Here is a 20,309-nt window from a genome sequence, read left to right as displayed (position 1 = left end):
GCCCCCCAACGGAAGGACCCCCGGCCACCCAGGCCGGGGGTCCTTTCGCGTCCCGCCTCGACGTGCGCGTCGAGACGGGGGCATGCGCGGCCCGAACCGCGGGGAGATCCAGTACGTCGAAGGGGTATGCGGACGATGAGGACCACATTGGCGGCGGCGGGGCTGTTCCTGGCGGCGGCGTGCGGCGGCGCGCCGGCGCCCACGACCGGCGCGAGCGGGTCCCCCGACGACGCCGTGTCGGCGCCGGCCGGCACGGCGCAGGTGACCACGCCGGCCGCCCCGGCGGCCGGGCCCTCCCCTACGCGCCCCAAGGGCCCGACGGTGCACCCGCGCAAGGTCCGCTGGGAGAAGGTGCGCCCCTCCCGGGACGGACGCCGGCTCACCGTGATCTGGTGGTCGGGCGTGGAGCCCTGCTCGGTGCTCGACCGGGTCGGCGTGCGCGAGACGGCGAAGCGCGTGACGATCACCCTGTACGAGGGTCAGGCGCGCGGCGCCGAGAACACGGCGTGCATCGAGATCGCGGTCCAGAAATCCACGACCGTCAAGCTGAAGAAGCCCCTCGGCCACCGCGAGATCGTCGACGGCGCCAAGGGCTGATCACTCCCCAGCAGACCCGGAAAAGGCGGGGACGGGCCGGAGCGTGTCCGAGAAGTCCGCGTTCCTGAGCCCCCGTGTGCGCGGAATAGGTGAGGGGGCGCGTAGGGTTGAGCCCAGCAGACTCAACTCGCTTGACAAAGGGTCGAGCGGGATTACGATTGAGTCATACGGACTCAACTTTGACTACAAGGACGTACTCATGGCACGTGCGGTAGGTATCGACCTTGGGACGACCAACTCCGTCGTCTCGATCCTCGAGGGCGGTGAGCCCACCGTCATCGCCAACGCGCAGGGCTCGCGCACGACTCCGTCGGTCGTGGCCTTCGCCAAGAACGGAGAGGTCCTCGTCGGCGAGGTGGCAAAGCGGCAAGCCGTCACCAACGTCGACCGGACCATCCGCTCGGTCAAGCGTGAGATGGGCTCCGACTGGTCCGTCGAGATCGACGGCAAGAAGTTCTCCCCGCAGCAGATCAGCGCCTTCGTCCTGCAGAAGCTCAAGACCGACGCCGAGGCCTACCTCGGCGAGAAGATCACCGACGCGGTGATCACCGTTCCCGCGTACTTCAACGACTCGCAGCGGCAGGCCACCAAGGAGGCCGGCACGATCGCGGGCCTCAACGTCCTGCGCATCATCAACGAGCCCACCTCCGCCGCTCTGGCGTACGGGCTCGACAAGGACAAGGACCAGACCATCCTGGTCTTCGACCTCGGCGGCGGCACCTTCGACGTGTCCCTGCTCGACGTCGGCCAGGAGGACGGCCACGGCTTCGTCGAGGTCAAGGCGACCAGCGGTGACAACCACCTGGGCGGCGACGACTGGGACCAGCGCGTCGTCGACGAGTTGGTGACCCGCTTCAAGAACGCCCACGGCGTCGACCTGTCCAAGGACAAGATGGCGCTCCAGCGCCTGCGCGAGGCCGCCGAGAAGGCCAAGATCGAGCTGTCGTCGCAGACCGAGACCTCGATCAACCTGCCCTACATCACCGCCTCGGCCGAGGGCCCCCTCCACCTGGAGGAGAAGCTCACCCGCTCGGAGTTCCAGCGCATCACCGCCGACCTCCTCGAGCGCTGCAAGGGCCCGTTCCACCAGGTCATCAAGGACGCCGGCATCAAGGTCTCCGACATCGCCCACGTGGTGCTCGTCGGCGGCTCCACCCGCATGCCCGCCGTCAGCGACCTGGTCAAGGAGCTCACCGGCGGCAAGGAGCCCAACAAGGGCGTCAACCCCGACGAGGTCGTCGCCATCGGCGCCGCCCTCCAGGCCGGCGTGCTCAAGGGCGAGGTCAAGGACGTCCTGCTGCTGGACGTGACCCCGCTGAGCCTGGGCATCGAGACCAAGGGCGGCATCTTCACCAAGATCATCGAGCGGAACACCACGATCCCGACCAAGCGGTCGGAGGTCTTCACCACGGCCGAGGACAACCAGCCGTCGGTGCAGATCCAGGTCTTCCAGGGTGAGCGCGAGATCGCGGCCTACAACAAGAAGCTGGCCACCTTCGAGCTGACCGGCATCGCCCCGGCGCCGCGCGGCATCCCGCAGATCGAGGTCACCTTCGACATCGACGCCAACGGCATCGTCAACGTCTCCGCCAAGGACCTCGGCACCGGCAAGGAGCAGTCGATGACGATCACCGGCGGCTCGGCGCTGCCGAAGGACGACATCGAGCGCATGATGCGCGAGGCCGAGTCCTACGCCGAGGAGGACAAGAAGCGCCGCGAGGACGCCGAGACGCGCAACAACGCCGACGGCCTGGCCTACCAGACCGAGAAGTTCCTGCGCGAGAACGACGAGAAGGTCCCGGCCGAGGTCAAGACCGAGGTCGAGGAGGCGCTGAGCGAACTGAAGAAGACGCTGGAGGGCAGCGACTCCGCCGCCATCCGCGCCGCCGCAGAGAAGCTCGCCACCGTCAGCCAGAAGATGGGGTCGGCGATCTACGCCCAGTCGCAGGGCGCCGAGGGCGGGGCCCCCGGGGCCGGCGCCACCGGTGCCGCCGACGGCGGCGCCAAGGCCGACGACGACGTCGTCGAGGCCGAGATCGTCGACGACGAGCCGAAGCGGGAGGGCGGTGCCGCGTGACGTCCCCGAACTCTGGGAGCGAGCACGAAGGCCTGGTGATCCGCGACAACCGGCGCATCGACCCCGAGACGGGGGAGGTGCGCCAGGGGGCGGGGAAGGCGGCCGACACGCCCTCCCCCGCCTCGCCCGAGGCGGCGGCCCCGCAGGACGCGGGCGCGGCCGCGCAGCTCGCCGAGCGCACGGCCGACCTCCAGCGGCTCCAGGCCGAGTACTCCAACTACCGCAAGCGCGTCGAGCGCGACCGGGTGACGGTCCGCGAGCAGGCGGTGGCCAGCGTGCTCACCGAGATGCTGCCCGTGCTCGACGACATCGGCAGGGCCCGCGACCACGGCGAGCTCACCGGCGGCTTCGCCAAGGTGAGCGAGGCGCTCGAGAGCGCCGTCGGCAAGCTCGGGCTCTCGACCTACGGCGTCAAGGGCGACCCGTTCGACCCGACCGTGCACGAGGCGCTCCTGCACAGCTACTCGGCCGAGGTCACCGAGCCGACCTGCGTGGAGATCCTCCAGCCCGGCTACCGCATCGGCGAGCGCGTCCTGCGCCCGGCGAGGGTGGCCGTCGCCGAGCCGGAGGAGCCCGAGTCCTCCGAGCGCACCTCCTCCGAAACGGACGGAGCGGGCGCGGCGGCGGCCGAGTCCGAGGACAATTGAGCGATCATCCCTTTGGGTCACGAAGGAAGCGATAGATGAGCACCAAGGACTACCTGGAGAAGGACTACTACGCCGTCCTTGGTGTGTCGAAGACCGCCACCGCCGAAGAGATCAAGAAGGCGTACCGGAGACTGGCCAGGAAGTACCACCCGGACGCCAACCAGGGCAACACCGAGACCGAGGCCAAGTTCAAGCAGGTCTCGGAGGCCTACGACGTCCTGTCCGACAGCAAGCGCCGCAAGGAGTACGACGAGGCGCGCACGCTGTTCGGGTCCGGTCTCGGCGGATACGCGGGGGGCGGCGCCCCCCGCGGCGGCGGCGGGTTCCCGTTCGAGTTCGGCGACCTCTTCGGAGGCACGGCGCAGGGCGGCGGCACGGGTGAGCGCATCGGCGACCTGTTCGGCGGTCTGTTCAACCGTGGCGGGCGCACCTCCACCACCACCACGAGCCGTCCCCGCCGCGGGCAGGACATCGAGTCCGAGGTCACCCTGTCGTTCATGGAGTCGGTGGACGGCACCACGGTGGCCCTGCGGCTCACCAGCTCCTCGGCGTGCCCGGCCTGCACCGGCACCGGCGCCAAGGCCGGCACGACCCCGCGGGTCTGCCCGACCTGTGAGGGCACCGGCGCCGCCAGCCGCAACCTCGGCAACTTCGCCTTCTCCGAGCCGTGCCGCGACTGCAAGGGCCGCGGCCTGCTGGTCGACGACCCCTGCCCCGTGTGCGAGGGCAGCGGCCGCGGCAAGAGCACCCGCACCCTCCAGGCGCGCATCCCCGCCGGGGTGGCCGACGGCCAGCGCATCCGCCTCAAGGGCAAGGGCGCGCCCGGCGAGAACGGCGGCCCGGCCGGCGATCTTTACGTCCAGATTCACGTGAAACCGCACGCCATCTTCGGCCGGTCGGGCGACAACCTGACCATCACCGTCCCGGTGACGTTCGCCGAGGCGGCGCTCGGCGCCGAGATCAAGGTGCCGGTGCTCCAGGGCATGCCGGTGACCCTGCGCATCCCCGAGGGCACCCCGAACGGCCGCACGTTCCGCGTGCGCGGCCGGGGTGTCACCCGCAAGGACGGCACCAAGGGTGATCTGCTGGCCACTGTCGAGGTGGTGGTGCCCCAGCGCCTCGACGACAAGGAGAGAAACGCGCTGGAGGAGTTCCGCGCGGTCTCCGACGGCGTGGACCCCCGCGCCGAGCTGCTCAGACAGGCGAGAACCGAGTAGCCCCGAAAGGAGGCGACGCCGATGGACGCCAACTACTTCGACCTGTCCGACGACACTCCGGTGTACGTCATCTCGGTGGCCGCTCAGCTTTCCGGGCTGCACCCGCAGACGCTCCGGCAGTACGACCGTCTCGGCCTGGTCAGTCCCGGCCGGACGGCGGGGCGGGGCCGCCTGTACTCCACCCGGGACATCGTGATGCTCCGCGAGGTGCAGCGGCTGTCCCAGGAGGAGGGCATCAACCTCGCGGGCATCAAGCGCATCCTCGCCCTGGAGACCGAGAACCTCCGCATGCGCGAGGAGCTCGGCCGTCTCAGGAGCGAGATGGCGATGATCCGCGCCCTGATCCAGTACCAGCTTCCTCCCGCGTGAGCGGGAGAGCGCACGGCCGCGGCGGTCCCGGTGAGAGCACCCTCCCGGGCCGCGCGACGACATCTCCTCCACCCCACGGGCACCGCGCCACATCGGCGCCCTGGACGGTGGCGCACCTATAGCGGAGCGACGCAGCACCGCGCGGAGCGAGGCAGCACCGCCGCGGCCGGCGAGCGCCGGGCGATCCGCCATGCGAGAAAGGCAAGGTAGGCATGGACTACAAGCTCACGCGTAAGAGCCAGGACGCCCTGTCGGCCGCCGTCCGGCGGGCCGCCGCCGAAGGCCACCCGGAGGTCGCTCCGGCCCATCTGTTCACCGCCCTGCTCTCCCAGACCGACGGCACGGCCGTCCACCTGCTGGAGGCCGTCGGGGCCGACTGGAAGCGGCTGCGCACCGAGGCCGAGCGGCAGCTGGAGCAGATCCCGAAGGCCCAGGGCTCGACGGTGAGCGCGCCGTCGTCCTCCCGCCAGCTCCTGGTGGCGCTGAACACGGCCGCGGCCCGTGCCAAGCAGCTCGAGGACGAGTACGTGTCGACCGAGCACCTGCTGGTCGGCCTGGCCGCCGACGGCGGGCGCGTCGCCGAGCTGCTCAAGGCGCAGGGCGCCACGCCGAACGCCCTGCTGGAGGCCTTCGAGAAGGTCCGCGGGCACGCCCGGGTCACCAGCGAGAGCCCCGAGGACACCTACCGCGCGCTGGAGAAGTACGGCGTCGACCTCACCGAGCTGGCCCGCGCGGGCAAGCTCGACCCGGTGATCGGCCGGGACAACGAGATCCGCCGCGTCGTGCAGGTGCTCAGCCGCCGCACCAAGAACAACCCGGTGCTCATCGGCGAGCCCGGCGTCGGCAAGACCGCCGTCGTGGACGGGCTGGCGCAGCGCATCGTCGCCGGAGACGTCCCCGAGAGCCTGCGCGGCAAGCGCCTGGTGTCCCTGGACCTCGGCGCGATGGTGGCGGGCGCCAAGTTCCGCGGCGAGTTCGAGGAGCGGCTCAAGGCCGTCCTCACCGAGATCAAGGAGAGCGACGGCCAGGTCGTCACCTTCATCGACGAGCTGCACACGATGGTCGGCGCGGGCGCGGCCGAGGGCGCGATGGACGCCGGCAACATGCTCAAGCCCATGCTGGCCAGGGGCGAGCTGCGCATGATCGGCGCGACCACCCTGGACGAGTACCGCGAGCGCATCGAGAAGGACCCGGCGCTGGAGCGCCGTTTCCAGCAGATCTTCGTCGGCGAGCCGTCGGTCGAGGACACCATCGCGATCCTGCGCGGGCTCAAGGGCCGCTACGAGGCCCACCACAAGGTGCAGATCTCCGACGGCGCCCTGGTGGCCGCGGCCACGCTCTCCGACCGCTACATCACCGCCCGCTTCCTGCCCGACAAGGCGATCGACCTGGTCGACGAGGCCGCCAGCCGCCTGCGCATGGAGATCGACTCGCGCCCGGTGGAGATCGACGAGCTTCAGCGCGCCGTCGACCGGCTGAAGATGGAGGAGCTGGCCCTCGCCAAGGAGACCGACGAGGCGAGCGCCCAGCGCCTGGACAAGCTGCACAAGGAGCTCGGCGACCGCCAGGAGGAGCTCGACGCCCTGGTCGTGCGCTGGCAGAAGGAGAAGGCCGGGCTCAACCGGGTCGGCGAGCTGAAGAAGCAGCTCGACGAGGCCCGCTCGGCCGCCGAGCGCGCCCAGCGCGACGGCGACTTCGAGGCGGCCTCCCGGCTGATGTACGGCGACGTGCCGCGCCTGGAGAAGGAGGTCGAGGAGGCCGGCGCGCTGGCCCAGCCCGAGGACGCGATGGTCAAGGAGGAGGTCGGCGCCGACGACATCGCGCAGGTGATCTCCTCCTGGACCGGCATCCCCGCCGGGCGCCTGCTGGAGGGCGAGACCGCCAAGCTGCTGCGCATGGAGGAGGAGCTCGGGCGCAGGCTCGTCGGCCAGCGTGAGGCCGTGCAGGCGGTGTCGGACGCCGTGCGCCGGGCGCGGGCCGGGGTCGCCGACCCCGACCGGCCGACCGGGTCTTTCCTGTTCCTGGGCCCGACCGGCGTGGGCAAGACCGAGCTGGCCAAGGCGCTGGCGGAGTTCCTGTTCGACGACGAGCGCGCCATGACCCGCATCGACATGAGCGAGTACGGCGAGAAGCACAGCGTCGCCCGCCTGGTCGGCGCCCCGCCCGGGTACGTCGGCTACGAGGAGGGCGGCCAGCTCACCGAGGCCGTGCGGCGGCGGCCGTACACGGTGGTGCTGCTGGACGAGATCGAGAAGGCCCACCCCGAGGTCTTCGACATCCTGCTCCAGGTGCTCGACGACGGGCGGCTGACCGACGGCCAGGGACGCACGGTCGACTTCCGCAACACGATCCTGATCCTGACCTCCAACATCGGCTCGCAGTACCTGGTCGACCCGGCGCTCGAAGCCGAGGCCAAGCGCGACAAGGTCATGGCGGCGGTGCGGGGCTCGTTCAAGCCGGAGTTCCTCAACCGGCTGGACGATGTGATCCTGTTCGACGCGCTCGGCTCGGAGGAGCTGTCGCAGATCGTCGACCTGCAGGTCGCCCGGCTGGCGCGCCGCCTGTCGGACCGCCTGCTGACGCTGACCGTCACCCCGGCCGCCCGCGACTGGCTGGCGCTCACCGGGTACGACCCGCTGTACGGCGCCCGGCCGCTGCGGCGGCTGGTCCAGTCGGCGATCGGCGACAAGCTGGCCAAGAGCCTGCTGTCCGGCGAGATCCACGACGGGGACGAGGTGATCGTCGATCTGGACGCCGCCGGCGACACCCTGACCGTGCGGGCGTCTCGGTAAGGAATCCACCAGCATCGGGTCAACGACCCGCCCGGCGGGGGACTCCCTGGCTACGTTAAGTGCTCGTCCAAGCACGAAAAGGTAGTCAGGGAGTCTTCATGCTCAGTTCGATCAGTATCCGGGGGATCCTCGCGGTGGCCGCGGTCGCGGCGGGCGCGGGCCTGCTGGGGACGGGCAGCGCCTCGGCCGCCACGTCCTGCGAGGAGAGCGCCGTGGCCGTCCTGCGCTCGCAGGGCGCCACGTCCGCAGCCTGCGAGGCCGTGGACGCCGTGGCCGTGCCGCAGGCGGCCGTCTCCTCCCTCGCCGCCCGGCACGACAGGGACGACCTGATCATCGGCTTCGAGCACATCGGCCGCAGCCGGGGCCTGCCGTCCCGCACCGCCGCGGTGATCGGCCTGCACGACCTGCCCGCGATCGCCCGCGCCACCGGCTGGTCCCCCTTCGGCAGGAGCGCGCTGGTGTACCGGGCCATCCGCGGGTGGGCGGCGTCGGTTCCGGGGCTGCCGCGGCCGGGCGACCTGCCCATGCGCCGCGGCGGGTACGCCTCCGACGAGCCCACCGCCCCTGAGCCGCTCATGCCCGTCGAGCCGGCGCTCCTTCCCGCCCGGGTGTCCGCGCACAGCTCGCACGGGCTGGACGTCGAGCTCGGCAGGACGCTCACCGTCGACACGACGATCGACGAGCCGCGCGCCGGCTGACCCGGACGCCGGCTCGCGCCGCCCGAAGACGCCCCCGTGCGGCGGGCGGCGCGCTCACCGGCGAGCCGTACCTGAGGGATCTGCCCGCACCGCGCGGGCCGTGGCGCCTGGGAGTCACGGCCCGCGCGGCCTTCACGCCGCGGCCTGGCCGGAGACGGTCAGCGGGGACGGTCAGCGGAGGGACGCTCAGGCGGAGACGGTCAGCGGGAGACGTCGAGCAGGGCGTCGAGGTCGTCCTCGGGCAGGCCGAGATCGACGCGGATGCGATAGCGGGTGCGAAGGAGCGCGTCGCGGATGCCCGCAGGGCCCTCACCGGCCAGGATGCCGTCGGTCGCCCACTCGTGGGCGGCGCGCGGGTCGCCGTAGGCCAGCAGGGTCTCGGCGACGTTGAGCGCGGTGCTCGGGTCGACCTGCCCGCCGGCCTTGATGGAGTCGACCAGCTCGCGGGCCTCGTCGGGACGGTCGAGCTCGAACAGGGTGTCGGCGATGCCGGCCCTGGGGTCGACGCCCACCTCGCCGCCGTCGTCCAGCGCCCGCTGGAAGCATTCGAGCGCCCTGGCCGGCTGGCCGGCCTGCCGCCACTCCTCGGCGGCGAGCACGAGGATCGCGGCACGGGACACCTCTCCCGACGCGTATCCGCGCGCCAGATCGTCGAGCCTCCCCGCCAGAGCCCCGTGATCGTCGTCGAGGAGTGCCTGCTCGAGAAGTCGATCAAGCTGCTCACGCGTCACATGTGCCACAAGACGAGATTACCGAGCGCCGCTCGACCGTGCGTGGACAACGGCAGGCATTACTTACGTCCTGATTTGCGCATGTTTGACTACTGTGCGTGTGTCATGCGAGCGAGAGGGCATATTCGCCACGCCTGGAACGTCACCCGCTCTTTCGAAGGAGCTGCGATGGACCCGTCCTGGCAGACCACCTTCGCGCTCGCCTGCGCGGCCCTGTGCGCCGCCGTCGTCCCCGGAACCCTCGGGTACGCCACCGCCCGCCTCGAGACCGCCGACCAGCAACGCCAGGAACTGGTGCGCACGCGCGCCGAGGTGCAGGCCGCCCGCAACCTGATCCGCAGGCTCTCCTCGCCGTGCGACGCCGAGAGCGGCGACGCGGGCGCCACGTCCTCCTCGCGCGCCCCCGCCTCCCCCGGCCGGACCGGCACGGTGGCCCGTTAGCGGGCGGCCGAGCCCTCGTGGCCGGCCGGGACGTCGCCGTGCGCGCGCAACTGGGTGGACAGGTAGCCGCGGATCAGCCGCTTGGCCTCCTCGACGAGCGGGGGCCAGCCGTCGGGGTCGCGGCGGAAGGCCAGCGCGAGGACCGCGCCCACCGACTCCACCGCGACGGTCAGCCACAGGTCGAGCTCCTCGCTGTCGGCCATGCCGAACTCCGCGAGCAGCAGGCCCCGCAGCCGGCCGGCGATCACGGTGTTGTTCTCCGACACCGAGTCGAGAAGGTTGAGGTCCACCGCGTCGCCGAAGCGCAGGGAGCGGAAGCCAGGAACGGTCCTGTTCATGTCGACGTACTCGTCGATGATGGCGTCCACCGCGTGCCACCAGCCGGTGTAGTCCTCGGTCATGAAGCGCCGGCCGACCCGGGCGATGAAGAGCTCCACATTGCGCTGGGTCAGCGCCTGGGTGATCGCCCGCTTGTCGGGGAAGAACTGGTAGATCGAACCGATGGCCACATCGGCCCGGTCGGCGATGCGGGTGGTGGACAGCGCCTCGTAGCCGATCTCGTCGAGCAACTCGGCGCAGGCGTCGAGCATGCGCTCGACGCGTCGCGCGCTGCGGCGCTGGGAGGGTCTTCGGCGCAGCGGCGCCTGGTCGTCGTGGGAGCAGCGGTCGCTGGGCGGGGCTGACACCGTTTCATCTTGCCCCTTTCAGGGGCCGCGGTCAGTCCTTCCCGGCCAGACGTCCCAAATCGGAATTCATAAGGCGGGCGATTCCCCGCATCAAGCCCGGGGAGATGCGCGACATGGCATAACCGATCTTGCCTTCGGCGTTCACCGGGACCACGGCCGTGTTGCGGTGGACGGCGCGCAGGATGTGGGCCGCCACCCGCTCCGGCGGGTAGCCGCGCCGCAGCAGCGCCCGTTCGCTGAACGCGCGGTCTCCGCCGCGGTAGGTCGCGTTGGCGGCGATCGCCGTGGAGGTGAACCCCGGGCAGATCACGCTCACGCCGATGCCCCTCCCGGCCAGCTCGGCGCGCAGGCAGTCGCTCAGCATCTTCACCGCCGCCTTGGAGGTCGAGTAGGCGGGCAGCAGGCGCGAGGGGGCGAAGGCGGCGAGCGAGGCGACGTTGACGATGTGGCCGCCGCGTCCGCGCTCGACCATCTGACGGCCGAACAGCCGGCACCCGTGGACCACGCCCCACAGGTTGACGTCGATGGTGCGCCGCCAGTCGGCCACCTCGTGGTCCAGGAAGGACCCGGCGACGGCGATGCCCGCGTTGTTCACCACGATGTCCGGCGTGCCGTGCTCCTCCCGCACGGCCGAGGCGAAACGCTCCATGTCCTCGCCGCTGGCGACGTCCACCCGCCAGGGGTGGGCGGGCGGGCCGATCTCCAGCGCCGTGCGGCGGACGGCCGCGAGGTCGATGTCCGCGCAGACGACCTGCGCCCCGTGGGCGGCGAAGGCGCGGGCGGTGGCCCGGCCGATGCCGCTCCCGGCGCCGGTCACGACCACGAGCCGGCCGTCGAAGGCCCCGCGTCCCTCGGCCCGGGCGCGCCGCAGCTCGCGCACGGCCGCCGGTCGCGTCCCGATGGGGAACCGCATACGCCCACCCCCTGCACCGTCATCGGACCGTCCATCCGAATATAGATCGGCCGGGGGCGGCGCGGCGGATCACGGCGTGGCGCCCAGCCCCGCGCACCCTCGCAGGGACTTCCATCCGGCGACGGCCTGGGTGCGCGCGGCCCCGGTCAGCGGGACGGGGACGCCCCCGCTGATCCGCGCCGGCGTCCACCCGTCCTTGAGCACCTTGCGCCCGTTGATGGTGAGGGTCAGCACCCCGGTCGTTCCCGTCTGCGGGCCGGAGTTGTAGAAGACGAAGTTGCCCATCCCGTAGTTGACGTAACGTCCCTGCATGTAGCCGCTGCCGAGCAGGATGTGCGCGTGGCCGCCCACGATGACGTCGGCGCCGGCGGCGATCAGCTTGGGGGCCAGCGCGAGCTGCGCCTGGTTCGGGCACTTCTGCAGCTCGGTCCCCCAGTGCAGGTGCACGATGACGGTGTCGGATGTGCGGCGCGCCTGCCGGACGGCCTGGATGAGCCTGGCCTCGTCCTTGGCCGAGGCCAGGCCGCCCTTGGTGGGGGTCGCCGTCCACGCCTGGACGAACTGGCTGTCGAGCACCTGGGTCGCGCCGATGATCGCCACCCGGTTGCCGTTCACGACCTTGCGGAACGGCCGGTAGGCCTCGGCGGCGTTCTTGCCGATGCCGACGATCGGGAAGCGGGCGCGGCGGATGGCGGCCAGGGAGTCGCGCAGCCCGCCCTCCATGTAGTCCATGCCGTGGTTGTTGGCCATGGACGCCACGTCGACGCCCGCGGCCTTGAGCGCGGTGAGCGCCGTCGCGGGGGCCCGGAAGGTGTACTGCTTGCCCGGCGCCGGGGTGCCGCCCTGGGTGATGGCGGTCTCCAGGTTGACCATCGCCAGGTCGGCGCGGCGCAGGACCGACGCGATGGGGCCGAGGGCGGTGCCGGGGTCGGCCAGGCGGTTGCGGAGCATGCCCTCGAAGTGGACGTCGCCGCCGAAGGAGATGGTGAACGGCCGCCGACGGGCGCCGGCCTGCGGCTTCCCGGTGGCGTCGCCCGTCGCTTCGCCGGGCGCGGATGAGGCGCCGTCCGTGCTCTTGGACGGCGGTGAGGACGACTCGGCGGCCGAGCATGCCATGACCGGCACCGCCGCGATCGCCACGGCCATGGTCAGCGCGGCGGCACGGCGGACACGCGCCCGCCGCGGGGAGATCTCTGGCAAACCGGACAGGGTGCCGTGTATGGGCTCGGTTCTCATCGTTCCAAGAGCATGCCACCTCCGCCCAGATCTGGACACCGCCCCCCGGGTGGCCGATCGAAAATCGCCTTAGTGGGAAGGTCCCTTTACTTGAATGATTCAGGTTTACCGCTTAAGGTGCAGGTCGTGGGGGATGTCGAGCGGCTACACGATGCGGGGCTCCGGGTGACGGCGGCCCGCATCGCGATCCTGCACACCGTCAGGGAGGGCGACCACCTCGACGTGGACGCCATCTACCGCCGGGTGCGCGCGCGCGTCGGCCACGTCTCCCTCCAGGCGATCTACGACGGACTCCACGCCCTCCACGGCGCCGGGCTGCTGCACAAGATCGAGCCCATGGGCAGCCCCGCGCGCTACGAGGCGAGGGTCGGCGACAACCACCACCACCTCGTCTGCCGCATGTGCGGCACGGTGACCGACGTGGACTGCGCCACCGGCGAGGCCCCGTGCCTGGACCCCGTCGACGCCGCGGGCTTCCGCGTCGACGAGGCCGACGTCATCTACTGGGGCGCCTGTCCGGACTGCCTCGCACGGAGCGGCGTCTGACCTTCCCCCGGCGGCGGAGGACGGCAATGATGGGTTCAGCCCTCGAACCCAGGAGGCCCATCGTGCGCACCGCACACCGCACCTGCCCACTGTGCGAGGCCGTGTGCGGCCTCACCATCGGACTGGACGACGACGAGCGCGTGACGGGGGTGCGCGGCGACCACGCCGACCCCTTCAGCAAGGGCTTCATCTGCCCGAAGGGCGCGAGCCTCGGCCGGCTGGACGAGGACCCCGACCGCCTCACCCGGCCGCTGATCCGCACGGGCACGGAGTGGCGCGAGGCGAGCTGGCAGGAGGCGTTCGCGGCCGTCGAGCAGGGCCTGGCCGCCGTCCCCGGGCCCGCCCGGGCCGTCTACCTCGGCAACCCCAACGCCCACACCATGGCCGGGGCGCTGTACGCCGCCCCGCTGATCCGCGCCGTCGGCACCCGGCAGGTCTACTCGGCCAGCACGGCCGACCAGATGCCCAAGCACGTCTCCGCCGGGCTGATGTTCGGCGACCCGATGACGGTGCCCGTACCCGATCTGGACCGCACCGGATACCTGCTCATGCTGGGCGCCAACCCGCTGGAGTCCAACGGCTCGCTGTGCACCGCGCCCGACTTCCCCGGCCGGCTCAAGGCCCTGCGCCGGCGCGGCGGCCGGCTGGTGGTCGTCGACCCGCGCCGCACCCGCACCGCCGCGCTCGCCGACGAGCACGTCTTCGTCCGCCCGGGCGCCGACGCGTTCCTGCTGGCCGGCATCGCGCACACCCTCTTCGCCGAGGGCCTGGCGCAGGTCGGCGTCCCGGTGAACGGGCTCGCCGAGTTCGAGGCCGCGATGGCGCCCTTCACCCCCGAGGCGTGCGCCACCGCGTGCGGCGTGCCGGCGGAGGTGATCGTCCGGCTGGCGCGCGAGCTCGCCGCCGCGCCGGCCGCCGCCGTGTACGGGCGCATCGGCACGTGCACCGTCGAGTTCGGCACGCTCGCCCAGTGGCTGGTGGACGCGGTGAACGCGCTGACCGGCAACCTCGACCGGCCCGGGGGCGCCATGTTCCCCCGCCCGGCGACCGAGGGGCCGCGCCGCCGCCGGCCGTACGCGACCGGCCGCTGGCACAGCCGCGTGCGGGGCCTGCCCGAGGCCAACGGCGAGCTGCCGGTGGCGACGCTGGCCGACGAGATCGACACGCCCGGCGAGGGCCGCGTGCGCGCCCTGGTCACGGTGGCGGGCAACCCGGTGCTGTCGGCGCCGAACGGGGCGCGGCTCGACCGGGCGCTGGCCGGCCTGGACTTCATGGTCAGCGTCGACCCCTACCTCAACGAGACGACCCGCCACGCGCACGTCATCCTGCCGCCGCCGCGGGTCATGCAGTCGGGGCACTACGACTTCCTGCTGCTGAACTTCGCCGTGCGCGGCTACGCGCGCTACTCCCCGCCGGTGCTGCCCCTTGAGCCGGGACGGCCCTCCGAGGCGGAGATCCTCGCCCGGCTCGCCATGATCGCCGCGGGCCAGGGCTCGGACGCCGACCCCGCGGCGCTGGACGAGCTCATCCTGGACCAGACGCTCCGCAGGGCGGTGGAGGCCGCGGGCTCGCCCGTCGAGGGCCGTGACCCCGCCGAGCTGCGCGCCATGCTCACCGGCGGCACCGGCGCCGAGCTGCGCCTGGACGCGATGCTGCGCCTGGGCCCCTACGGCGACTGGGGCGGGCGCGAGCCGTTCGGCGACGGCGAGGAGGACGGTGCGCGGGGCGTGATCGAAGCAGGCGGCGGGGAGCGGGAGCCCGGCCTGTCGCTGGAACTGCTGCTGCGGCACCCGCACGGCATCGACCTCGGGCCGCTGGCGCCGCGCCTGCCCGGCGTCCTCGCCACCGCCTCCGGCGCGGTCGAGCTGGCCCCGCCGGCGATCCTGGCCGACGTCCCGCGGCTGCGCGAGGCGCTCGGCCGGCCGGCGGAGGGTTTCGTGCTCATCGGCCGGCGGCACCTGCGCTCCAACAACAGCTGGATGCACAACCTCGCCCCGCTGGTCGGCGGCACCAACCGCTGCACCCTGCAGATCAACCCGGACGACGCCGCCGAGCTGGGCCTGTCGGGGCAGGCGGTGGTCCGCTCGGCGGCGGGCGAGCTCACCGTGCCGCTCGAGCCGACCGACACGATCATGCGCGGGGTGGTGAGCCTGCCGCACGGCTGGGGCCACGCGGGAACCTCGCAGCTGGTCGCGGCCAAGAACGCCGGCGTGAGCGCCAACACCCTGACCGACGAGTCGATCATCGACCCGCTGTCGGGGAACGCGGTGTTCAACGGGGTGCCGGTCACGCTGGAGCCCGCCTGAGCCGCGGCGCGCGGCGCGGGTCGGGCCGAATCGGGGCGCTCCCGGTAATAGGCTGTGGCGCGTGACCACCGTGCCCGATAAGGAACGTCTGCTGGCCCAGGTCGGTTTCGCCGTGGAAATCGACAAACTGAAGCGCGTGCTCCGCCGCAACACCTTGATGGACGGCTCCCGCAGGGAGAACGACGCCGAGCACTCGTGGTACCTCGGAATGCTGGCCATGGTCTTCGGCGAGTACGCGCCGCCCGGCGCCGACCTCGGCCGGGTCACCGCCATGCTGCTCGTGCACGACATCGTCGAGATCGACGCCGGCGACACCTTCATCTACGACCTGACGGCGGTCGAGGTGCAGGAGAAGGCCGAGCGCGCCGCCGCCGACCGCATCTTCGGGTTGCTGCCGGCCGACCAGACCGCCACCCTTCGCGCGCTGTGGGAGGAGTTCGAGGCCCGGAGCACGCCGGAGGCGCGCTTCGCCAAGGCGCTCGACCGGCTCGCCCCGATGATGGCCAACCACCACAACGAGGGCGGAAGCTGGGTGCGCCACGGCGTCACGGTGGACCAGGTGATGGAGAAGGTCGAGATCATCCGCGAGGGCTCGCCGGCCCTCGGCGACTACGCCACAGAGATCATCGAACTGTCGGCCGCCCGGGGCCACCTGGCCCCCGGCCGCGCGTAGCCGCCTCCGCGGTGTTCTCCACGGCTCAAGGGGGGTAGGTCCCCCCTAAGGGCGAGAGGGGGCGAAAGTGGAGGAAACTTCGAAGTCCATCAACTCGCGAGGCCGGACGCTCCGGCGATCCCTGGGGCTGGCGCGGATGTCCCTGCCGGTGGGGGTCACCGATCGCATCGAGCACATGCGGGCCCTCGATCGCGTCGTCGTCCCGCTGGCCAAGCTGATCAGGCGCAGACTGCCGCTGGGAAGCGCGGCGCGGGACGTCCTGCACGGCGTGCCCACCGGCCATCCTCTCCACCCTCCGCTGGCCACCGTCAGCCTGGGGTGCTTCACCGCCACGGCGGTGCTCGACGTCATCGACGTGGACCCCCGCGCCTCGCAGGCCGTGCTGGCCACGGGCCTGGCCGCCGCGGTCCCCGCCGCCGCCGCGGGGCTGACCGACTGGTCGGTGCTGCACCTGGAGCAGCAGCGGGTCGGCCTGGTCCACGTGCTGGTCAACATGGCCGCCATCGGCCTGTACTCGGGGTCGCTGATCCTGCGGCTGTCGGGCCGGCACCGCACCGCGCGGGCGCTCGCCTTCGCCGGCCTCGGCGCCGCGGGCATCGGCGGCAACCTCGGCGGGCACCTGGCCTACCGCATGGCGGCCGGCCCGAGCCACGCCGAGCAGACCACCCACCTGGTGCCGCTGGGCTGGCACGACCTGTGCCGGCTGTGGGACCTGCCCGACGGGCGCCCCGTGTCACGCCGTCTGGGTTACATCCAGTTGTTCGTGCTGCGCCACGGGACCAACGTCACGGTCCTGGCCGACCGCTGCTCGCACCTCGCCGGGCCGCTCCACCAGGGACGGCTGGTCATGGACGGCGACGAGCCCTGCGTCGTGTGCCCGTGGCACGGCAGCACGTTCCGGCTGGAGGACGGCGGGGTCGTACACGGCCCGGCGACCGCGCCCCAGCCGTCGTTCGAGGTCAACGTGCGGGGCGACGGCGTCGTCCAGGTGCGCCCGCGCGAGCTGACCTGAGGCGCGCGAGCCGGCGCGGCCGGCTCAGTCCTTCTCGCCGTCGGCGGCCGGGTGCTCGACGAGGGCGAGGATGCGGCTGGCCATGAAGCGGGCGGTGCGCACCGGGGTGCCGCTCCTGGTCACCTCGCTGACCTCCACGAGCCCTCTGCGGGTGGCGACGTCGACGCGCCTGCCGGCCTTCGTCGCCACGATCTCGTAGGTACGCGGATTGCCTCCCGCGTCTATGACGATTTCGACCCGGTCACCCTTCATGACCAGGTAAATACCCACTTATGGCAATGGCTACCCGTACACCAGTTTGATAATCGCGACGATCCCGACGCAGACGATCACCGCGCGCAGCACCCGGGCGGGCAGCCGGCGGCCGACCCTGGCCCCGAGGAAACCGCCGAGCATGGAGCCCAGCGACACCAGCAGCACCGCCCACCAGTCGACCGGGGCGATGAGAACGAACACGACGGCCGCCGTGGAGTTGACCAGCAGCGACAGCATGTTCTTGGCCGCGTTGACCCGTTGCAGGTGCTCCTCCAGGAAGATGCCGAGCAGCCCGATCAGCACCACCCCCTGCGCGGCGCCGAAGTACCCGCCGTAGACGCCGGCGCCGAACACCCCCAGCCACAGCCACGGCCCTCCGTGCGGGTGCGGGGTCCCCTGCCGCTGGGACAGCCAGGCGTTGAGCCTGGGCTGGACCACGACGAGCACGCAGGCCAGTGCGATGAGCACGGGGACGATCACCTGGAAGGCCCTGGCGGGCAACTGGAGCAGCAGCAGCGCCCCGGCGAGCGAGCCGAGCACCGAGGCCGCGCCGAGCCGCAGGAGCCGCTGCCGCTGCCCCCTGAGCTCGTCCCGGTAGCCGAGCACGCCGGTCACGCCGCCGGCCACCAGCCCGACGTTGTTGGACACGTTCGCGACGATCGGCGGATAGCCCAGCGCCAGCAGCGTCGGGAAGGTGATCAGCGAACCCGACCCGACGACGGCGTTGATGCCTCCCGCCGCGACCCCGGCCAGCAGGACCGCGACGACCTCCCACGGAGTCAAGACCCCACCTTTCGTACGGCTGCGCCCGATGTTAGGCGGCAACCGTACCCACCCTGCGCCGTGCCGCTCACCGCCCGCCCCGGACGGAGCGCCGCGTCACCGGCGTGGAGCGGGCCGACGCCGGTCAGTGCGGCTAGGGCCGGCGAGGTCGGCGCGCCTGAACCGGCGAGGTCAGTGGGGTTCGGGCCGAGGACGGTCAGTGGGGCTCGGGCGGCGAGGTCAGTGGGGCTCGGGGGCCGAGTTCCGGTTGGCGGCCGGAGCCTCCCTGCCCGGGCCGAACAGGTTGCCCAGGCCCTCCAGAGCCTTGCCCATCTCGGACGGCACGATCCACACCTTGTTCGCGTCGCCCTTGGCGATCTCGGGCAGCGTCTGGAGGTACTGGTAGGCGAGCAGCCGCTGGTCGGGATTGCCCTCGTGGATGGCGCGGAACACCATGGCGATCGCGTCCGCCTGGCCCTTGGCCCGCATGGCCTGGGCCTCGGCGTCGGCCTGGGCGCGCAGCACGGCGGCCTCCGCCTCGCCGCGCGCCTTGAGCACCGCGGCCTGGCGCTCGCCCTCGGCCGTCAGGATCGCCGACTGCTTCTGGCCCTCGGCGGACAGGATGGAGGCGCGCTTGTCGCGGTCGGCCCGCATCTGCTTCTCCATCGAGTCCTGGATGGACGCGGGCGGGTCGATGGCCTTGAGCTCCACGCGGTTCACCCGGATGCCCCACTTGCCGGTGGCCTCGTCCAGCACCCCGCGCAGCTCGGAGTTGATCTCCTCACGGGAGGTCAGCGTGCGCTCGAGGTCCATGCCGCCGACGACGTTGCGCAGGGTGGTGACGGTGAGCTGCTCGACGCCGGTGAGGAAGTTGGCGATCTCGTAGGTCGCGGCTTTGGGGTCGGTCACCTGGAAGTAGATGACGGTGTCGATCGACACCACGAGGTTGTCAGAGGTGATCACCGGCTGCGGGGGGAAGGAGACCACCTGTTCCCGCAGGTCCACCATGGTCTTCACCCCGTCGATGAACGGCACGACGATGTTCAGGCCCGGAGTGAGGGTGCGGTGGTAGCGCCCCAGCCGCTCGATGATGAACGCCTGCGCCTGGGGGACGATGCGGATGGTGCGGTACAACGCGAACCCCGCGATGGCTACCACGATCATGGCGACGACGAGCTGTGTCATGAGCCAACTCCGACCCGAAGAAACCGATGAGCCCCGGCCGGAATGCTATTTGGTTTTCCCTTTACGCGGTCGTGAACCGCGCGGAGCGGTCGGTATCAATCACAAATCGCCCGTCGTACGCCGCTTCCGCCGCTCAGCCCGGAAGGGCCCGCTCTGTGCCGCTTCGTCGATCACTCCGGTAGGGCCCGCCGTGTGCCGCTTCGCCGATCGCCCAAGGAGGGCCCGTCGTGTGCCGCTTCGCCGTCACCCCGGGAGGGCGCGGGCGTACCAGCGGCCGTCCACGCTGCGCTCGAGGCTCAGCGGCACGCCGAAGGTGCGGGAGAGGTTGTCGGCGGTCATGACGTACTCGATGGGCCCCTGGGCCACCACCGAGCCGTGCCGCAGCAGCAGGACGTGGGTGAACCCGCTCGGCACCTCCTCGACGTGGTGGGTGACCAGCACCATCGTCGGGGCGGTGGCGTCGTAGGCCAGCGCCGACAGCCGGCGCACGAGGTCCTCCCGGCCGCCGAGGTCGAGGCCGGCGGCGGGCTCGTCGAGCAGCAGCAACTCGGGGTCGGGCATGAGGGCACGGGCGATCTGCACGCGCTTGCGCTCGCCCTCCGACAGCGTGCCGAACTTCCTCCTGATCAGATGGGCGCACCCGAGCTGGTCGATGAGCTCGACGGCGCGGGTGACGTCACCGGAGTCGTACTCCTCGTTCCACCGCCCGAGAATGGCGTAGGACGCGGTGAGCACCAGGTCGATGACCTTCTCGTCCCCGGGCACCCGCTCGGCGAGGGCCGCGCTGGCCAGGCCGATGCGCGGGCGCAGGTCGAAGACGTCGGTCTGCCCCAGCCGCTCGCCCAGGATCTCGACCGACCCCTCGCTCGGATAGAGGAGGGAAGCCGCGACCTGAAGCAGGGTCGTCTTCCCCGCGCCGTTCGGGCCGATGACCACCCAGCGCTCGTCCTCCTCGACGGTCCAGTCGATGCCCCGCAGCAGGGCCGCGCCATCTCTGCGGACGGCGACGTCCTGGAGCCGAAGCACCTGACCACCCATCCCGGATACCTCCTGACATGATCGTCCGGAGCGCCCCCTCGATCGGGACCGCCCCGGCTTCACCGGGCGGGTCGCCCCGCCCAGTGTCCCTCCGGACCAAACCTATTGCAGCATCAGCGCATATCGTG

Annotated in this window: 20 protein-coding genes; 12 read left to right on the top strand and 8 right to left on the bottom strand. The window is 71.9% G+C overall.

Annotated features, from left to right (window positions below):
- Positions 1-135: 135 nt before the first annotated feature.
- From ACFQSB_RS28400 to ACFQSB_RS28370, 7 genes are all read left to right on the top strand, one after another.
- On the top strand, positions 136-597 hold the full coding sequence (locus ACFQSB_RS28400) for a hypothetical protein (RefSeq protein WP_380829960.1): 462 nt from the start codon (positions 136-138) through the stop codon (positions 595-597).
- 199 nt (positions 598-796) lie between these two features.
- Positions 797-2,674 carry a molecular chaperone DnaK gene (gene dnaK / locus ACFQSB_RS28395; RefSeq protein WP_354837743.1) on the top strand — a complete coding sequence of 626 codons (1,878 nt, stop codon included), beginning with the start codon at positions 797-799 and terminating at the stop codon, positions 2,672-2,674.
- Positions 2,671-3,321 (top strand): nucleotide exchange factor GrpE, encoded by a 651-nt coding sequence (gene grpE, locus ACFQSB_RS28390; protein WP_380829959.1) that lies wholly within the window; start codon positions 2,671-2,673, stop codon positions 3,319-3,321. The genes dnaK and grpE overlap by 4 nt, the downstream gene beginning before the upstream one ends.
- A gap of 35 nt (positions 3,322-3,356) precedes the next feature.
- Entirely contained in the window at positions 3,357-4,538 is a 1,182-nt protein-coding gene (gene dnaJ / locus ACFQSB_RS28385) for a molecular chaperone DnaJ (protein ID WP_354837739.1), read from the top strand.
- A gap of 21 nt (positions 4,539-4,559) precedes the next feature.
- Positions 4,560-4,907 (top strand): heat shock protein transcriptional repressor HspR, encoded by a 348-nt coding sequence (locus ACFQSB_RS28380; RefSeq protein WP_354837737.1) that lies wholly within the window; start codon positions 4,560-4,562, stop codon positions 4,905-4,907.
- Between the two features lie 212 nt (positions 4,908-5,119).
- Entirely contained in the window at positions 5,120-7,699 is a 2,580-nt protein-coding gene (gene clpB, locus ACFQSB_RS28375; protein ID WP_380829958.1) for an ATP-dependent chaperone ClpB, read from the top strand.
- A 98-nt stretch (positions 7,700-7,797) separates the two neighbouring features.
- Entirely contained in the window at positions 7,798-8,397 is a 600-nt protein-coding gene (locus ACFQSB_RS28370; RefSeq protein ID WP_380829957.1) for a hypothetical protein, read from the top strand.
- Positions 8,398-8,597: 200 nt separating this feature from the next.
- Here the strand turns inward: ACFQSB_RS28370 and ACFQSB_RS28365 are convergent, their stop codons facing one another.
- A complete protein-coding gene (locus ACFQSB_RS28365; protein WP_354837731.1) occupies positions 8,598-9,137 on the bottom strand; it encodes a tetratricopeptide repeat protein in 540 nt (179 codons plus the stop codon).
- Between the two features lie 159 nt (positions 9,138-9,296).
- Here ACFQSB_RS28365 and ACFQSB_RS28360 point away from each other — a divergent pair, with 159 nt between their 5' ends.
- A complete protein-coding gene (locus tag ACFQSB_RS28360) occupies positions 9,297-9,569 on the top strand; it encodes a hypothetical protein (RefSeq protein WP_380829956.1) in 273 nt (90 codons plus the stop codon).
- On the opposite strand, the gene ACFQSB_RS28355 is transcribed toward ACFQSB_RS28360, so the two are convergent.
- The 3 genes from ACFQSB_RS28355 to ACFQSB_RS28345 all read right to left on the bottom strand — a co-directional run bounded on the left by ACFQSB_RS28355 (position 9,566) and on the right by ACFQSB_RS28345 (position 12,314).
- Positions 9,566-10,255, bottom strand: a complete 690-nt coding sequence (locus ACFQSB_RS28355; protein ID WP_380829955.1) for a TetR family transcriptional regulator — start codon at positions 10,253-10,255, stop codon at positions 9,566-9,568. The genes ACFQSB_RS28360 and ACFQSB_RS28355 overlap by 4 nt on opposite strands.
- Positions 10,256-10,286: 31 nt before the next feature.
- Positions 10,287-11,168, bottom strand: coding sequence for an SDR family NAD(P)-dependent oxidoreductase (locus tag ACFQSB_RS28350; protein ID WP_354837725.1), 882 nt, complete (start codon positions 11,166-11,168; stop codon positions 10,287-10,289).
- Positions 11,169-11,237: 69 nt separating this feature from the next.
- A complete protein-coding gene (locus ACFQSB_RS28345) occupies positions 11,238-12,314 on the bottom strand; it encodes a CapA family protein (RefSeq protein WP_380830002.1) in 1,077 nt (358 codons plus the stop codon).
- A 216-nt stretch (positions 12,315-12,530) separates the two neighbouring features.
- On the opposite strand from ACFQSB_RS28345, the gene ACFQSB_RS28340 reads away from it, so the two are divergent.
- The 4 genes from ACFQSB_RS28340 (at position 12,531) to ACFQSB_RS28325 (ending at position 16,941) form a co-directional block, all read left to right on the top strand.
- Positions 12,531-12,950, top strand: coding sequence for a Fur family transcriptional regulator (locus tag ACFQSB_RS28340; protein WP_354837723.1), 420 nt, complete (start codon positions 12,531-12,533; stop codon positions 12,948-12,950).
- A 62-nt stretch (positions 12,951-13,012) separates the two neighbouring features.
- Complete coding sequence (locus tag ACFQSB_RS28335; RefSeq protein ID WP_380829954.1) at positions 13,013-15,256, top strand: molybdopterin-dependent oxidoreductase; 2,244 nt, start codon at positions 13,013-13,015, stop codon at positions 15,254-15,256.
- 61 nt (positions 15,257-15,317) lie between these two features.
- Positions 15,318-15,929: an HD domain-containing protein gene (locus tag ACFQSB_RS28330; protein ID WP_354837719.1), complete on the top strand. Its 612-nt coding sequence runs from the start codon at positions 15,318-15,320 to the stop codon at positions 15,927-15,929.
- A gap of 67 nt (positions 15,930-15,996) precedes the next feature.
- Positions 15,997-16,941, top strand: coding sequence for a Rieske (2Fe-2S) protein (locus ACFQSB_RS28325; RefSeq protein ID WP_354923114.1), 945 nt, complete (start codon positions 15,997-15,999; stop codon positions 16,939-16,941).
- A gap of 24 nt (positions 16,942-16,965) precedes the next feature.
- Here the strand turns inward: ACFQSB_RS28325 and ACFQSB_RS28320 are convergent, their stop codons facing one another.
- The 4 genes from ACFQSB_RS28320 to ACFQSB_RS28305 all read right to left on the bottom strand — a co-directional run bounded on the left by ACFQSB_RS28320 (position 16,966) and on the right by ACFQSB_RS28305 (position 20,181).
- Entirely contained in the window at positions 16,966-17,193 is a 228-nt protein-coding gene (locus tag ACFQSB_RS28320; protein WP_354837715.1) for a hypothetical protein, read from the bottom strand.
- A gap of 30 nt (positions 17,194-17,223) precedes the next feature.
- Complete coding sequence (locus ACFQSB_RS28315; protein WP_380829953.1) at positions 17,224-17,979, bottom strand: sulfite exporter TauE/SafE family protein; 756 nt, start codon at positions 17,977-17,979, stop codon at positions 17,224-17,226.
- Positions 17,980-18,198: 219 nt separating this feature from the next.
- The gene (locus tag ACFQSB_RS28310; protein WP_380829952.1) at positions 18,199-19,143 is read right to left on the bottom strand and encodes an SPFH domain-containing protein; all 945 of its coding nucleotides are present in this window, start codon (positions 19,141-19,143) and stop codon (positions 18,199-18,201) included.
- A 243-nt stretch (positions 19,144-19,386) separates the two neighbouring features.
- On the bottom strand, positions 19,387-20,181 hold the full coding sequence (locus tag ACFQSB_RS28305; RefSeq protein WP_380829951.1) for an ABC transporter ATP-binding protein: 795 nt from the start codon (positions 20,179-20,181) through the stop codon (positions 19,387-19,389).
- Positions 20,182-20,309: the final 128 nt, after the last annotated feature.

The sequence above is a fragment of the Sphaerisporangium rhizosphaerae genome (assembly GCF_042665155.1).
Lineage (GTDB): Bacteria > Actinomycetota > Actinomycetes > Streptosporangiales > Streptosporangiaceae > Sphaerisporangium > Sphaerisporangium rhizosphaerae.
The sequence above is the reverse complement of the archived record's forward strand: the minus strand, read 5'-3'. Positions and strand labels throughout refer to the sequence as shown.

What these genes read in the sequence shown, in the direction of transcription:
- ACFQSB_RS28350 (WP_354837725.1), bottom strand. Translation starts at nt 11,168, where the DNA reads ATGCGGTTCCCCATCGGGACGCGACCGGCGGCCGTGCGCGAGCTGCGG.
- clpB (WP_380829958.1), top strand. Translation starts at nt 5,120, where the DNA reads ATGGACTACAAGCTCACGCGTAAGAGCCAGGACGCCCTGTCGGCCGCC.
- ACFQSB_RS28345 (WP_380830002.1), bottom strand. Translation starts at nt 12,314, where the DNA reads ATGGCCGTGGCGATCGCGGCGGTGCCGGTCATGGCATGCTCGGCCGCC.
- ACFQSB_RS28305 (WP_380829951.1), bottom strand. Translation starts at nt 20,181, where the DNA reads ATGGGTGGTCAGGTGCTTCGGCTCCAGGACGTCGCCGTCCGCAGAGAT.
- ACFQSB_RS28320 (WP_354837715.1), bottom strand. Translation starts at nt 17,193, where the DNA reads ATGAAGGGTGACCGGGTCGAAATCGTCATAGACGCGGGAGGCAATCCG.
- ACFQSB_RS28400 (WP_380829960.1), top strand. Translation starts at nt 136, where the DNA reads ATGAGGACCACATTGGCGGCGGCGGGGCTGTTCCTGGCGGCGGCGTGC.
- ACFQSB_RS28360 (WP_380829956.1), top strand. Translation starts at nt 9,297, where the DNA reads ATGGACCCGTCCTGGCAGACCACCTTCGCGCTCGCCTGCGCGGCCCTG.
- ACFQSB_RS28370 (WP_380829957.1), top strand. Translation starts at nt 7,798, where the DNA reads ATGCTCAGTTCGATCAGTATCCGGGGGATCCTCGCGGTGGCCGCGGTC.
- ACFQSB_RS28380 (WP_354837737.1), top strand. Translation starts at nt 4,560, where the DNA reads ATGGACGCCAACTACTTCGACCTGTCCGACGACACTCCGGTGTACGTC.
- dnaJ (WP_354837739.1), top strand. Translation starts at nt 3,357, where the DNA reads ATGAGCACCAAGGACTACCTGGAGAAGGACTACTACGCCGTCCTTGGT.
- dnaK (WP_354837743.1), top strand. Translation starts at nt 797, where the DNA reads ATGGCACGTGCGGTAGGTATCGACCTTGGGACGACCAACTCCGTCGTC.
- ACFQSB_RS28310 (WP_380829952.1), bottom strand. Translation starts at nt 19,143, where the DNA reads ATGACACAGCTCGTCGTCGCCATGATCGTGGTAGCCATCGCGGGGTTC.